The organism is Mixta hanseatica, assembly GCF_023517775.1.
Lineage (GTDB): Bacteria > Pseudomonadota > Gammaproteobacteria > Enterobacterales > Enterobacteriaceae > Mixta > Mixta hanseatica.
The window spans coordinates 4,088,153-4,103,017 of sequence record NZ_CP082904.1 but is presented as its reverse complement, the minus strand read 5'-3'; the positions used below and the strand labels follow the sequence as shown (position 1 = coordinate 4,103,017).

Sequence of the window (14,865 nt, the reverse complement as noted above, 5' to 3'; positions counted from 1 at the left end):
GATGCCAATCAGTGACAAAAATGGTTAACCATCTGTCCAATCAACTCACGCGTCGGCTTAATAAATGCCATATCAATAAATTCGTCTGGCTGATGCGCCTGATTAATGGAGCCCGGCCCTAATACCAGCGTGGGACACAGCTGCTGAATAAAGGGCGCTTCGGTGCAATAATTCACCACTTCCGTTGGCGTACCCAGCAGCTTTTCTACCACCTGAACCAGCTGATGCTCACGCGGGCATTCGTAGCCTGGAATGGGAGGATGGAGTTCGGCCACCGTCAAACGGCCCGGCCAGCGTACGCTAACCGGCGCCAGCGCCTCATTCAGCAGTTCGTCCAGATCGCTCAGCGTCAGGCCCGGCAGCGGACGAATATCCATATGCAACTCACAGCAGGCGCAAATGCGGTTCGCCGCATCGCCGCCGTGGATATGACCGAAATTCATTGTGGGATAAGGAATAGCAAAGCCGTCATGGTGATAACGCTCTTTTAGCGTATTACGCAACTGCATCAGATGACCGATAGCTTCATGCATCAGTTCGATAGCATTGACGCCGCGCGCCGGATCGCTGGAGTGGCCCGATTGTCCCTCTACGCGAATCGCGTTAGAGAGATGACCCTTATGCGCCCGCACCGGCTTCAGCGATGTCGGTTCGCCAATAATTGCGCAGTCCGGACGCAGCCTGGTGGATTCCGCAAAGTATTTGGCGCCCGCCATCGTGGTTTCTTCATCCGCCGTAGCGAGAATATAGAGCGGTTTTTTGAAGGCGCTGATATCGACATCCCGCAGCGCATCAAGAATAAAGGCGAAAAACCCTTTCATATCTGCGGTGCCGAGGCCGTACAGCTTGTTGTCATGCTCGGCGAGGGTAAAAGGATCGCGTGTCCAGCGCCCATCATCAAAGGGAACCGTATCGGTATGTCCCGCCAGTAACAGGCCGCCTGCGCCTGCGCCGCTTTTAGCCAGCATATTGAATTTATGCCGCGTTCCCGGTACCGGCTGCACTTCCACACTGAACCCTAAATCACGGAACCAGCCGGCCAGCAGAGTGATTAAACTTTCATTGCTCTGATCGAGCGCGCTATCGGTGGCGCTGATGGATGGCGTGGCTATTAGCTGGCGGTAAAGTTCGATAAAAGGCGGTAATTTTGTCTTCACTGTTGACGGTCCTTGAGTTAGGATGTATCAATATTCATGCATTAATAGTGAATAAAAATACAATAACGTGCGCGGGATGGGAAACGAATTTACCCGCTGACTGACGTTAAACTTTATGGGCGCGCGGCGACACGGCTGCACACCGGATCTGAATGACTGTAAAAGGTATACAGCCTGATGTTGAATACGCTGATTGTAGGTGCCAGTGGTTATGCTGGCGTTGAGCTGGCGACCTTCCTGAATCGTCATCCGCATATGAACATAACCGCTTTAGCGGTTTCAGCGCAAAGTCCGGATGCCGGAAAACGTCTTTCCGATTTGCATCCGCAGCTAAAAGGGATTCTGGATCTGCCGCTGGAACCGCTGAGCGATGTCTCCCTCTGGGCCGACAAGGTGGATGTGGTTTTCCTCGCCACCGCCCATGAAGTTAGCCACGATCTCGCCCCACAGTTTCTGGCGGCGGGCTGCGTCGTCTTCGATCTCTCCGGCGCATTCCGCGTTAACGATGCGGATTTTTATACGCGCTACTACGGTTTTACTCATCAGCATAGCGCGTGGCTGGAAAAAGCGGTTTATGGCCTGGCGGAATGGCAGCACGATGCGGTGAAAGAGGCGCAGTTGATAGCGGTGCCTGGCTGTTATCCAACCGCCGCGCAGCTGGCGCTAAAGCCGTTAATCGAGGCGGGATTGTTGAATGATGCGCAGTGGCCAGTGATTAACGCCACCAGCGGCGTGAGCGGCGCCGGACGCAAAGCCAGCCTGAATAACAGCTTCTGTGAAGTCAGCCTGCAGCCTTACGGCATTTTCAATCATCGTCATCATCCTGAAATCGTTGCACACCTTGGCGTGCCGGTTATTTTTACGCCGCATTTGGGCAATTTCCCGCGCGGTATTCTGGCCACGATTACCTGTCGCCTGCAGCCGGGCGTTAGCCGCGACGATGTCGCCGAAGCGTTCCACAACGCCTATCAGGATAAACCACTGGTACGCATCTATGAGCAGGGCGTACCGGCGCTGAAATCGGTGGTTGGCCTGCCGTTCTGCGATATCGGCTTCGCCGTGCAGGACGAGCATCTGATCGTGGTGGCGGCGGAAGATAATCTGTTGAAGGGCGCGGCCTCGCAGGCGGTGCAGTGCCTTAATATTCGTTTTGGTTTCCCGGAAACCCAGTCACTTATTTAAGCGGATACTTACTATGACCACTCCATTAATTATCAAACTGGGCGGCGTGCTGCTGGATAGCGAAGAAGCGCTGACGCGTCTGTTTACAGCACTGGTGACGTACCGGGAAGCGCATCAGCGTCCTCTGCTGATCGTTCACGGCGGCGGCTGTCTGGTTGACGAACTAATGAAAAAGCTGGCGCTGCCGGTACAAAAGAAAAACGGCCTGCGCGTGACGCCCGCCGATCAGATCGACATCATCACCGGCGCGCTGGCGGGCACGGCGAACAAAACCCTGCTTGCCTGGGCAAAGAAACATCATATTCAGGCGGTTGGCCTTTGCCTGGGCGACGGCGGCATGGCGAACGTTGCTCAGTTTGATGAAGAGCTGGGCCATGTCGGCAATGCACTGCCTGGTTCGCCGGCGCTGCTGAATACGCTGCTGCAGGCGGGCTATATGCCGGTTATCAGCTCTATCGGCATTACCGAAGCGGGCCAGCTAATGAACGTTAACGCCGATCAGGCGGCCACGGCGCTGGCGGCGACGCTGGGCGCAGACCTGGTTTTACTCTCTGACGTTAGCGGCATTCTTGATGGCAAAGGCCAGCGGATTGCTGAAATGACGACGGCGAAAGCGGAGCAGCTGATCGCGCAGGGCATTATTACCGACGGCATGATTGTTAAAGTCCATGCAGCTCTTGATGCGGCGCGTACGCTGGGCCGTCCGGTCGATATCGCCAGCTGGCGTCATGCAGAGCAACTGCCCTCACTGTTTAACGGCGTGTCTATTGGCACCCGGATCTACGCATAAAGCATAAACATTCAAGGATTAAGACATGCAAAATCAAGGCATCAAGAAAATCGTTCTGGCTTACTCGGGTGGTCTGGATACGTCCGCCATTATTCCGTGGCTGAAAGAGAACTACGGCTGTGAAGTGGTCGCTTTTGTGGCGGATATTGGCCAGGACCGCGAAGATTTAGTCGGCGTAGAGAAGAAAGCGCTGCAGTCCGGCGCGTCAGAATGTCATGTTGCCGATCTGCGTGAAGAGTTTATCCGTGACTACGTTTATCCGGTGCTGCAAACCGGCGCGCTGTATGAAGGCAGCTACCTGCTGGGCACCTCCATGGCGCGTCCGATTATAGCTAAAGCGCAGGTTGAGCTGGCGCTGAAAGTGGGCGCGGATGCGCTGTGTCACGGTGCAACCGGCAAAGGTAACGACCAGGTCCGTTTCGAAACCACTTATACCGCGTTGGCGCCGCAGCTGAAAGTGGTCGCGCCGTGGCGTGAGTGGAATCTGCGTTCACGTGAAGCGCTGCTTGATTACCTGAAAGCACGTGATATCCCAACCACCGCCTCGCTGGAAAAAATCTACAGCCGTGATGAAAACGCCTGGCATATTTCTACCGAAGGCGGCGTGCTGGAAAGCCCGTGGAACGCACCGAATAAAGATTGCTGGGTCTGGACTGTCGATCCGCAGGAAGCGCCGGATCAGCCGGAACAGGTGACGGTAACGGTAGAGAAAGGACGCGTGGTTGCGGTTAACGGCGAGCAGCTGAGCCCGTTCCAGTGCCTGGATAAACTGAATGCGCTGGGCGCGAAACATGGCGTGGGCCGTATCGATATCGTAGAAAACCGTCTGGTCGGTATTAAATCACGTGGCTGCTATGAAACCCCCGGCGGCACCATTATGGTTAACGCGCTGCGCGCGGTAGAACAGCTGGTGCTGGATCGCGATAGCTTTAAATGGCGCGAGCAGCTAGGTCTGGAGATGTCATACGTGGTGTATGACGGACGCTGGTTCGCTCCGCTGCGTAAATCGCTACAGGCTGCCGCTGAGTCGCTGGCGACCGAAGTGAACGGCGAAGTGGTGCTGCAGCTGTATAAAGGCCAGGTGACGGCGATTCAGAAGAAATCAGCGAACAGCCTGTATTCTGAAGAGTTTGCCACCTTCGGTGAAGATGAAGTTTACGATCACAGCCATGCGGGCGGCTTTATCCGTCTGTTCTCCCTCTCTTCACGCATTCGGGCGCTGAACGAGAAGAAATAACCGGGATGGCAACGGGCGGCGAGCGGTAGGCCGCCCTGATAACAAGCCAGGCTGAGCCTTGCGCGCAACAGATTTCAGGAGCATTCAAGATGGCACTATGGGGTGGACGGTTTACACAGGCGGCTGATGGACGGTTTAAACAGTTCAACGATTCGCTGCGCTTTGATTATCGCCTGGCCGAGCAGGATATTATCGGCTCTGTGGCCTGGTCGAAAGCACTGGTGACCGTTAACGTATTAACTCAGGATGAGCAGCAGCAGCTGGAAGTTGCGCTGAATACGTTGCTGGAAGAGGTGCGCGCCAATCCGCAGCAAATCCTGCAAAGTGATGCTGAGGATATCCATAGCTGGGTTGAAGGCCGACTGATTGAAAAAGTGGGCGCGCTGGGCAAAAAGCTGCATACCGGACGTAGCCGTAACGATCAGGTTGCCACCGATTTAAAGCTCTGGTGCAAAGAGCAGGTCTTGCTGCTGCTGAGCGCGGTGCGTGAACTGCAGCAGGCGTTAGTCGTCACTGCCGAAGCCAACCAGGATGCGGTTATGCCGGGCTATACGCATTTGCAACGTGCGCAGCCGGTAACCTTTGCTCATTGGTGCCTGGCCTACGTTGAGATGCTGGCGCGCGATGAAAGCCGTTTACAGGATACGTTGAAGCGTCTGGATGTAAGCCCGCTGGGCAGCGGCGCGCTGGCGGGAACCGCTTATGAAATCGATCGCGAGCAGCTGGCGGAATGGCTGGGCTTTGCCAGCGCCACGCGCAACAGCCTGGATAGCGTCTCCGATCGCGATCATGCGCTGGAGCTGCTTTCCGATGCGGCGATCGGGATGGTGCATCTGTCGCGTTTTGCTGAAGATCTGATCTTTTTTAATACCGGTGAAGCCAACTTTGTTGAGTTATCCGATCGGGTCACATCTGGCTCATCGCTGATGCCGCAAAAGAAAAATCCTGATGCGTTGGAGCTGATTCGCGGCAAGTGCGGTCGGGTGCAGGGCGCGCTGACCGGCATGATGATGACCCTGAAAGGGTTGCCGCTGGCCTACAACAAAGATATGCAGGAAGACAAAGAAGGGCTGTTTGATGCGCTTGATACCTGGCTCGACTGTTTACACATGTCGGTGCTGGTGCTGGATGGCATCCAGGTAAAACGCCCGCGTTGTCAGGAAGCGGCGGAGCAAGGCTATGCCAATGCGACCGAACTGGCGGATTATCTGGTGGCGAAAGGCGTCCCGTTCCGTGAGGCGCATCATATCGTAGGGGAAGCGGTAGTGGCGGCAATCGGTCAGGGCGTAGCGCTGGAGGCGTTGACGCTGGCGCAGCTGCAACAGTTCAGCCCGCATATCGAACAGGATGTTTATCCTGTTCTGTCGCTGCAGTCCTGCCTGGATAAACGTAACGCCAAAGGCGGCGTCGCGCCGCAGCAGGTTGCCAACGCCATTGCGCAAGCAAAGCAGCGTCTGCAATAGCCTGAGGCCGAACGGCAAAAAAAAGGCGGGCATACTAGCCCGCCAACCTCTGACTTCAGATATTTTTTTTATAGGCACATCTGAAAACCGGCCAGGGTAACGGGGCCGGTTCCCGGATTCTTAGACAAGATTAAAATATTTTTCCAGATCGTCGCTGCCGCCGATATGACGTCCACCGATAAAGACCTGCGGTACGGTCGCACGACCGGTCATCGCGCGCAGGCTAACGGTGGTAGCATCCTGACCCAGAACGATTTCTTCAAACTGAATGCCGCGATCGATCAACATCTGTTTCGCTTTGGTGCAGAATGGACAGCCTGGCTTGGTAAACAGCGAAACAGATTCCTGCACTTTAAATTCCGGCGCCAGGTAACGCAGCATCGTATCGGCATCGGATACTTCAAACGGGTCGCCCGGCTTGTTCGGCTCAACAAACATTTTTGCAACGACGCCGTCACGAACCAGCATGGAATAACGCCATGAACGCGGGCCAAAACCTAAATCAGCTTTCTCTACCAGCATCTCCATCCCACGGGTGAAATCACCGTTGCCATCTGGAATAAAGGTAATGTTTTCCGCATGCTGATCGGCTTTCCAGGCGTTCATAACAAAGGTGTCATTAACGGAAACGCACAGAATGCTGTCAACGCCGTGCTGGGCAAAAACGCTGGCCAACTCGTTGTAGCGCGGCAGATGGCTGGAAGAGCAGGTGGGCGTAAAAGCGCCCGGCAGCGAAAATACAATAACGGTTTTGCCCTTAAACAGCTCGTCAGTTGTAACATCGACCCAGCTATCGCCCTGACGCGTATGAAAAGTTACCTGCGGGACGCGTTTACCTTCCTGACTTGCAAACATAAGAATCAATACCTCTTAATTAACGTTGCGTTTGATGTGATTAACTTCTGGTGTGCATTATTCCCATCGCCGCTTGATAGGGCTAATCGTTCATTGCTATTCTATTCATTGCCACGGGCTATCGTGGCTCGGAGGATAAAATGAATATTCGTGATCTTGAATACCTGGTTTCTTTAGCGGAACATCGCCATTTCCGTCGCGCAGCCGACGCCTGTCACGTTAGCCAGCCTACCTTAAGCGGACAGATCCGTAAGCTGGAAGATGAACTGGGCGTAATGCTGCTGGAGCGCACCAGCCGTAAGGTGCTGTTTACCCAGGCGGGCATGCTGCTGGTGGATCAGGCGCGCACCGTTCTGCGTGAAGTGAAAGTGCTAAAGGAGATGGCCAGCCAGCAGGGCGAAGCAATGTCTGGTCCCTTGCATATCGGACTGATCCCAACGGTCGGACCTTATCTGCTGCCGCATATTATTCCGCAGCTGCATCAAAGTTTCCCTAAGCTGGAGATGTATCTGCATGAGGCGCAAACGCAGCAGCTGTTAAGCCAGCTGGATAGCGGAAAGCTCGACTGCGCAATTATCGCACTGGTCAAAGAGAGCGAAGCGTTCATCGAAGTGCCGCTGTTTGACGAACCGATGAAACTGGCGATCTGGCAGGATCACCCGTGGAAAGATCGCGATCGTGTGCCGATGTCCGATCTTTCAGGTGAGAAGTTACTGATGCTGGAGGATGGCCACTGCCTGCGCGATCAGGCGATGGGCTTCTGTTTTCAGGCCGGCGCTGATGAAGATACGCACTTCCGTGCCACCAGTCTTGAAACGCTGCGCAATATGGTTGCGGCAGGCAGCGGCATTACTCTGCTGCCTGCGCTGGCGGTTCCTCAGGAGCGCACCCGCGACGGCATTACGTATGTTTCCTGCTATAAGCCGGTGCCGCAGCGTACTATCGCTCTGGTTTACCGGCCAGGATCGCCTCTGCGCAGCCGCTATGAGCAACTGGCTGAGGCTATCCGCACCCAAATGCAGGGCTATATGGAAACCACGTTAAAACAGGCGGTTTAAGCCGTTCAGCGCGGCAACGCGGTACGCTTCCGCCATCGTGGGGTAGTTAAAGGTGGTATTCACGAAATACTCGATCGTGTTGCCACCATTTTTTTGCTCCATGATCGCCTGGCCAATGTGAATAATCTCGGCCGCGCGTTCGCCAAAGCAGTGAATGCCCAGAATCTCTTTGGTATCGCGGTGGAACAGAATTTTCAGGCTACCGACGTTCATCCCGACAATCTGCGCGCGCGCCAGATGCTTAAACTGCGCCCGGCCCACTTCATAAGGCACTTTCATTGCCGTCAGCTGCTGTTCGGTTTTCCCTACCGAGCTGATTTCCGGAATGGTATAGATACCGGTTGGAATATCTTCAATCAGGTGTGCCGTTGCTTCGCCTTTGATCACCGCCTGAGCGGCAATGCGCCCCTGGTCGTACGCGGCGGAGGCCAGGCTCGGATAACCGATCACATCGCCGACGGCATAGATATGCGGTTGCGCCGTTTGATACATGCTATTCACTTTCAGCAGGCCGCGACCGTCGGCTTCCAGCCCAACGTTCTCCAGCGATAAAGAGTCGGTATTACCGGTGCGGCCGTTGGCGTAGAGCAGGCAGTCCGCTTTGACTTTTTTGCCGGACTTCAGGTGAATCACCACGCCGTCATTAAGGCCTTCGATTTTCTCAAACTCTTCGTTATGGCGAATGACAACGCCGCTGTTCCAGAAATGATAGGAAAGCGCATCCGACATCTCCTGATCGAGGAAGGCCAACAGACGATCACGCGTATTGATCAAATCCACTTTTACGTTCAGGCCACGGAAAATAGAGGCGTATTCACAGCCAATTACCCCGGCGCCATAGATAATGACGTGCCCTGGCTCGTGATGAAGGTTAAGGATGGAGTCAGAGTCATAAATGCGTGGATGAGTAAAATCAACGTCAACCGGATGATAAGGACGCGAGCCGCAGGCGATAACGAATTTCTCTGCCGTCATCCGCTCAACGGAACCATCAGGGCGGGTTAATGCAATAGTGTTCATATCAATAAAACGTGCGTCGCCCTGATGAAGCTCACAGCGGTTACGTTCATAAAAGCCCTGACGCATCCGCGTCTGTTGACTGATCACGTTTTCTGTATGGTTCAGGATATCGGCGAATGAAGAGCGGAGATGGCGGGAATGATCGCTGTATAAAGGGTTTTGGTTAAACTCGATGGTACGGCTTACTGCATGTCGTAATGCTTTAGACGGTATCGTCCCCCAATGTGTGCAGCCGCCGCCTATGTTGTGATAGCGTTCAATTACCGCGATATGGGCTCCTTGTTTTACCAGGCCCATTGCGGCGCCTTCACCGCCCGGACCGGAGCCAATCACAATAACATCGTAATCGTAAGCATGTTGCATACCGGCACTTCCTTTATTTTATATACATTTTAGCAACGAGATTCTAACATCCCGACGCCGACATCCCAATTCCTCGAGTGATTTTAGCCTCAATTAGCTAAAGGAGGAGGTTAACAGTCGGTCACAAACTTTGCCGGACTGTACGCTGAGTTATTTGATATAGTGAACATTCGGCAGGCTAACAGGCAGAAAAATGGGCGTTAGAGCACAGCAAAAAGAACGTACACGACGTTCGCTAATTGAAGCGGCATTCAGTCAATTAAGTGCCGAGCGTAGTTTTGCCAGCCTGAGTCTGCGGGAAGTTGCTCGTGAAGCCGGAATTGCTCCAACCTCCTTTTATCGCCATTTTCGCGATGTCGATGAGTTGGGATTGACCATGGTGGATGAAAGCGGCCTGATGTTAAGGCAGCTAATGCGTCAGGCGCGCCAGCGTATTGCTAAAGGCGGTAGCGTGATTAAAACCTCCGTCGCCACCTTTATGGAATTTATCGACAGTAATCCTAATGCGTTCCGCCTGCTGCTGCGGGAACGTTCTGGCACCTCCGCCGCCTTCCGTGCCGCCGTTGCCCGTGAAATTCAACACTTTATCGCCGAACTGGCTGATTACCTTGAATTAGAAAATCGCATGCCGCGTAGCTTTACCGAAGCGCAGGCGGAAGCGATGGTTATTATCGTCTTTAACGCAGGCGCCGAGGCGCTGGATATTGACGTGGAACAACGGCGTAAGCTGGAAGAACGCCTGGTTTTACAGTTACGTATGATTTCTAAAGGCGCTTACTACTGGTATCGTCGTGAACAAGAACGCATGGCCGTTACGCTTGATAATCATAATTAAATGAAAAAGGAGATGACATGACAGACAAGAATCCACGCGATAAAGGAACGTTACTGCTGGCATTTATTACCGGCCTGGCGATAAATGGTTCTTTTTCGGTGTTGTTCAACTCTTTTGTGCCGTTTTCGATTTTCCCGCTTATTGCGCTGGGCCTCGCGGCCTGGTGTTTACACCAGCGCTATCTTAATCGCGCCATGCCGGATGGGATGCCTTCGCTGGCGGCGGCTTTTTTCCTGTTAGGTATCCTGTTGTATAGCGCGATTGTGCGCGCCGACTATCCGGAAATCGGCTCTAATTTCCTGCCGGTGGTGTTAATGGTGGCGCTGATCTTCTGGATTGGCACCAAACTGCGCCGTAGACGTTAAATTCGTTTGACGAGCAACCATGGAAGGTTGTCTGCAATAAGTAAATTACAGGGAGGTAAATAATGAACAGGCATAGTTTGTCAGTAGCGGCGGCGCTTTTATTGTGCGTCAGCTGCAGCGATTATCGCGATAATGGCTGGTTTCCAGGCCAGCCTGTTTACCCAAATTCATCCCAGGGCCGGATTCATGGCGATGAGCGTAGCCAGTCACAAAGATACCGTAATTGTCTTGCTGCCAGCCGCCATCCGCTCAGTAAGGCCGAACGCAGCCGCTGTGCAGATCGTTCGCTGCGCCCCGACCCTGACTATGTCGGTATCTCCGTCCCGCTACGGTTTTAACGACGGGTCAACAATACGCCGCATTCCATATGATGGGTATACGGGAACTGATCGAACAGCGCCAGACGGGTAATACTGTGCGTTTGCGCGAGCGTTTCCAGATTGGCGCACAGCGTTTCTGGATTACAGGAAATATAAAGAATCTGCGGATAACCCTGCACCAGTTTTACCGTCTCCTCATCCAGGCCGCTACGCGGCGGATCGACAAAAATGGTTTCGCACTGATAATCCTGAAGCTCGATGCCCTGCAGTCGATTAAAGGTGCGAACGCCATTCATCGCCTGGGTAAATTCTTCGGCCGCCATACGGATAATCTGCACATTATCGATCTGGTTCGCCGCAATATTATATTGGGCCGCTGCTACCGAGGGCTTCGCGATTTCCGTTGCCAGTACGCGGCGAAAATTACGCGCCAGCGCCAGGGAAAAGTTACCGTTGCCGCAATAAAGTTCAAGCAGATCGCCCGAGGACTCTTTTGTCACATCCAGCGCCCATTCCAGCATCTGGATATTCATGGCCGCATTCGGCTGGGTAAAGCTGTTCTCAATCTGGCGGTAAATCATTTCGCGACCCGCCACCGGCAGACGTTCATCGACATAATCACGGTCAAGACAGATTTTGGTTTTTGTCGCCCGGCCAATCAGTTGTAGATCAAAGCCCTGCGCCCGCAGTCCATCACGTAGCGTTTGCGCCGCCTGCTGCCAGGCCTCATCCAGTTTGCGATGGTAAAGCAGTGATATCACCACCTGTCCGCTCATGGTCGACAGATAATCGATTTGGAAAAGTTTACGGCGTAGCGCATCGTTACCGCGGATCGCGGCGATCATCAACGGCATAAGTTGATTAATCAGTTCGCTGGCGGCCGGGAACCGATCGACACGGATACGATCGCGTGTCTGCTGATCAAAAATAATATGATAAAGATCGTCGCCCTCGTGCCAGATGCGAAATTCGGCTCGCATCCGATAATGGCTGACCGGCGAGCGATAGACCTCAACGGCAGGCGCAGAAAACGGTGCCATCATGTTTTGTAGGCGCGTCGTTTTCTCCGCGAGCTGGGTTTCATACTGTTCGACAGGCAGTTTTTCGGGCGTCATGGCTTTTCCTGATTGAATGGCAAACTTGCCGGGCGATTGTAGGGATTCACCTGGTGATGTCCAGTCCTGTGATCGACTCGCGTCTGGCTGGCCAGAAGTCTGGACTTCCAGAAACCTCAATTGTAGACTGCGCGAGCCGGCCTCCTGCTGAGTTAATAGGGAATCCAGTGAAATTCTGGGGCTGACGCGCAGCGGTAAGGAATGTCGTGGCGATTGATAACGCAGACACTGTCATTTGATGGGAAGTCTTCGCCATTTAACCGATTCCAAGCCCGAAGACCTGCCGGCAATACGTCGCACTTTACGGCTATCGCGTACTATTGGCCGTATGCCTGCGGCATCCTGCTGTGTCTTTTGGATGCTTGAAATACGATGATCATAATGAAAAAAACGCCGTTGGCACTGGCTATCGCGGCGATTTCCCTCTGGGCGCAATCCGCCGTTGCGGCAAAAGATGACGCAATAACGGTGACTGCAAACCGCTATGCCCAGCCCGTTTCTTCCGTGCTGGCCCCGACAACTGTCGTCACTCGCGAAGACATCGATCGCTGGCAGGCGAAAAGCCTGGTAGATGTTATGCGGCGTTTGCCTGGCGTCGATACTTCCGTAAGCGGCGGTATGGGGCAGCAAAGCTCGCTATTTATTCGCGGCACCGAGTCCAGACATGTCCTGATTCTGATTGATGGCATTCGGCTAAATCAGGCTGGTATTAGTGGTTCTTCTGATTTAAGCCAAATTCCGATTTCACTGGTACAGCGTATCGAATATATCCGTGGCGCGCGTTCGGCAGTATATGGTTCTGATGCTATTGGCGGCGTTATCAATATTATTACTGGACGTGAGCAGCCGGGGACAACGCTAACCGCAGGTTTAGGATCGAATGGATATCAATCTTATGATGCTGCAACACAGCAGATGCTGGGCGAGACTACCAAACTAACGCTGGCAGGCAATTACACCTATACAAAAGGATATGATGTTAAGGCGGGCTTTCCAAACAGCAGCGGGCCAGCGCAACCAGACCGTGACGGTTTTATGAGCAAAACGCTTTATGGCTCGCTGGAACATCAGTTCGACGAGCGCTTTAGCGGTTTTATTCGTGGATATGGTTTTGATAATCGTACTGATTTTGATGCGTCATATATTTATGACTCCAATTTTCAAGTGGTTCCCGACGTATTACAGGATACGCGTCAGCTCTATAGCCGAACCTGGGACGGCGGCCTGCGTTTTCAGGATGGTATCTATTCTACCCAGTTGATAGCCAGCTACAGTCACAGTAAAGATTATTATTATGACCCCCATGTTGGCCGCTATAGCGCTTATGGCACGCTGGATGATCTCGAGCAATACAACTTGCAGTGGGGCAACACTTTTCAGGTTGGCAACGGGACGGTAAGCGCCGGCGTCGACTGGCAAAAAGAGACGACTGAGCCTGGCACTAACTATCTGGATGAGGGCTATGAGCAGCGTAACACTGGCATCTACCTTACCGCTCAGCAGCAATTAGGAAGCGTGGCGCTGGAAGGCGCATTGCGTGGTGATGATAACAATCAGTTTGGCTGGCACAGTACATGGCAGACGGCTGCAGCATGGGAATTTGTTGAAGGATACCGCCTGTTCGCTTCCTACGGTACGGCGTTTAAGGCTCCCAGTCTGGGGCAGGTTTATAGCCAAAATTATGGCAACCGTGAGCTTAATCCAGAGGAGAGTAAACAGTGGGAAGGGGGCGTAGAGGGATTGACTGGTCCGGTGAACTGGCGTGTCTCCGCGTATCGTAATGATGTCGATAATCTGATTAGCAGCGATCCGACGACGTTCCGTTATTACAATATTGGAAAAGCCCGTATCAAAGGCGTAGAGGCCACCGCGCAGTTTGTTACTGGCCCGCTCAATCATCAGGTTTCATATGATTATGTTGATCCGCGCGATAGCGAAACCGATCAAGTGCTGCTGCGTCGTGCGAAACAGCAGGTTAAATATCAGCTGGACTGGACACTATACCAGTTTGACTGGTCCCTAACCTGGCACTATTTAGGTCAACGGTACGATCAAGATTTTAACAGTTACCCTACCCGTCGAATAAAAATGGGCGGTGTCAATTTGTGGGATGTTGCGGTGTCGTACCCAATCACCTCTCACCTGACGGTTCGTGGTAGAATTGCCAACCTGTTCGATAAAGATTACGAGACAGCGTATGGCTATCCAACTGCAGGAAGAGAGTACTACCTCAGCGGAATCTACAGCTTCTGAATTACGGCCTACCGTGCTGGTGTTTGATTCCGGCGTGGGCGGCCTCTCTGTCTATAATGAGGTTCGGCAGTTACTGCCGAACCTCCATTACATTTACGCTTTTGATAACGTCGCTTTTCCCTATGGGGAAAAGAGCGAGGAGTTTATCGTTACCCGCGTGGTGGATATCGTCGATGCGGTAGCAAAGCGTTATCCGCTATCTATGGTGATTATCGCCTGTAATACCGCCAGCACCGTTTCCCTGCCTGCATTGCGTGCGCGTTTCGCTTTTCCGGTGGTTGGGGTGGTGCCTGCCATCAAACCTGCCGCCAGGCTGACCCGCAACGGCATTGTCGGGCTGTTGGCTACGCGGGCAACGGTACGTCGTCCTTATACACGCGATCTGGTGGCGCAGTTCGCCAGCGAATGTAAGACGGAAATGTTAGGTTCAGCAGAGCTGGTGGAGCTGGCGGAAATGAAACTCCATGGTCAAACCATCCCGCTTGAAACCGTACGTCGAGTTTTGCAGCCCTGGCTGCGTATGTCTGAGCCTCCCGATACCGTTGTACTGGGGTGTACCCATTTCCCTTTATTAGCAGAAGAACTACAGGCAGTGCTGCCTGAAGGGACCCGTCTTATTGATTCAGGCGCCGCGATTGCACGACGTACCGTATGGCTGCTGGAACATGAAGCGCCGAAAGCCTGTTCTACCCATGCCAATTTGGCTTTGTGCATGGAAATAACGCCGGAAACAGTACAATTAATGCCCGTTTTACAGCGTTATGGTTTCGAAAAGCTGGAAAAACTCGCACTTTGATGAAAAAAACAACATCTGAATTTATTTTTGAAATTAGTACTTGTCAGGCAAAAAGA

General features: G+C 53.3%; 13 protein-coding genes and 1 riboswitch. Of the genes, 9 read left to right on the top strand and 4 right to left on the bottom strand.

The genetic code is table 11. The features are described from left to right. Positions 1 to 8: 8 nt before the first annotated feature. Complete coding sequence (gene argE, locus K6958_RS19445; protein ID WP_249892619.1) at positions 9 to 1,157, bottom strand: acetylornithine deacetylase; 1,149 nt, start codon at positions 1,155 to 1,157, stop codon at positions 9 to 11. A gap of 177 nt (positions 1,158 to 1,334) precedes the next feature. Here argE and argC point away from each other — a divergent pair, with 177 nt between their 5' ends. The 4 genes from argC to argH all read left to right on the top strand — a co-directional run bounded on the left by argC (position 1,335) and on the right by argH (position 5,829). Then, positions 1,335 to 2,339 (top strand): N-acetyl-gamma-glutamyl-phosphate reductase, encoded by a 1,005-nt coding sequence (gene argC, locus K6958_RS19440; protein ID WP_249892618.1) that lies wholly within the window; start codon positions 1,335 to 1,337, stop codon positions 2,337 to 2,339. 13 nt (positions 2,340 to 2,352) lie between these two features. Beyond that, positions 2,353 to 3,129, top strand: a complete 777-nt coding sequence (argB, locus tag K6958_RS19435) for an acetylglutamate kinase (protein WP_249892617.1) — start codon at positions 2,353 to 2,355, stop codon at positions 3,127 to 3,129. A gap of 25 nt (positions 3,130 to 3,154) precedes the next feature. Further along, complete coding sequence (locus K6958_RS19430; RefSeq protein ID WP_249892616.1) at positions 3,155 to 4,366, top strand: argininosuccinate synthase; 1,212 nt, start codon at positions 3,155 to 3,157, stop codon at positions 4,364 to 4,366. Positions 4,367 to 4,455: 89 nt separating this feature from the next. Continuing rightward, positions 4,456 to 5,829, top strand: coding sequence for an argininosuccinate lyase (gene argH, locus K6958_RS19425; protein WP_249892615.1), 1,374 nt, complete (start codon positions 4,456 to 4,458; stop codon positions 5,827 to 5,829). Between the two features lie 120 nt (positions 5,830 to 5,949). On the opposite strand, the gene K6958_RS19420 is transcribed toward argH, so the two are convergent. Beyond that, the gene (locus K6958_RS19420) at positions 5,950 to 6,684 is read right to left on the bottom strand and encodes a glutathione peroxidase (RefSeq protein WP_249892614.1); all 735 of its coding nucleotides are present in this window, start codon (positions 6,682 to 6,684) and stop codon (positions 5,950 to 5,952) included. A gap of 140 nt (positions 6,685 to 6,824) precedes the next feature. Here K6958_RS19420 and oxyR point away from each other — a divergent pair, with 140 nt between their 5' ends. Next, positions 6,825 to 7,742, top strand: a complete 918-nt coding sequence (gene oxyR / locus K6958_RS19415; RefSeq protein WP_249892613.1) for a DNA-binding transcriptional regulator OxyR — start codon at positions 6,825 to 6,827, stop codon at positions 7,740 to 7,742. Here the strand turns inward: oxyR and sthA are convergent. After that, the gene (sthA, locus tag K6958_RS19410; protein ID WP_249892612.1) at positions 7,725 to 9,125 is read right to left on the bottom strand and encodes a Si-specific NAD(P)(+) transhydrogenase; all 1,401 of its coding nucleotides are present in this window, start codon (positions 9,123 to 9,125) and stop codon (positions 7,725 to 7,727) included. The two genes, oxyR and sthA, sit on opposite strands and share 18 nt — an antisense overlap. Before the next feature lie 193 nt (positions 9,126 to 9,318). On the opposite strand from sthA, the gene fabR reads away from it, so the two are divergent. After that, the gene (fabR, locus tag K6958_RS19405) at positions 9,319 to 9,960 is read left to right on the top strand and encodes an HTH-type transcriptional repressor FabR (RefSeq protein ID WP_085069403.1); all 642 of its coding nucleotides are present in this window, start codon (positions 9,319 to 9,321) and stop codon (positions 9,958 to 9,960) included. Between the two features lie 17 nt (positions 9,961 to 9,977). After that, positions 9,978 to 10,325: a YijD family membrane protein gene (locus tag K6958_RS19400; protein WP_249892611.1), complete on the top strand. Its 348-nt coding sequence runs from the start codon at positions 9,978 to 9,980 to the stop codon at positions 10,323 to 10,325. Positions 10,326 to 10,659: 334 nt separating this feature from the next. Here K6958_RS19400 and trmA read toward each other — a convergent pair whose 3' ends face one another. Then, the gene (gene trmA / locus K6958_RS19395) at positions 10,660 to 11,760 is read right to left on the bottom strand and encodes a tRNA (uridine(54)-C5)-methyltransferase TrmA (protein WP_249892610.1); all 1,101 of its coding nucleotides are present in this window, start codon (positions 11,758 to 11,760) and stop codon (positions 10,660 to 10,662) included. A gap of 121 nt (positions 11,761 to 11,881) precedes the next feature. Beyond that, positions 11,882 to 12,062: riboswitch (cobalamin riboswitch) on the top strand. A gap of 70 nt (positions 12,063 to 12,132) precedes the next feature. On the opposite strand from trmA, the gene btuB reads away from it, so the two are divergent. Continuing rightward, complete coding sequence (gene btuB / locus K6958_RS19390) at positions 12,133 to 14,013, top strand: TonB-dependent vitamin B12 receptor BtuB (protein ID WP_249892609.1); 1,881 nt, start codon at positions 12,133 to 12,135, stop codon at positions 14,011 to 14,013. Next, positions 13,958 to 14,809, top strand: coding sequence for a glutamate racemase (gene murI, locus K6958_RS19385; RefSeq protein ID WP_249892608.1), 852 nt, complete (start codon positions 13,958 to 13,960; stop codon positions 14,807 to 14,809). The genes btuB and murI overlap by 56 nt, the downstream gene beginning before the upstream one ends. Positions 14,810 to 14,865 lie beyond the last annotated feature (56 nt).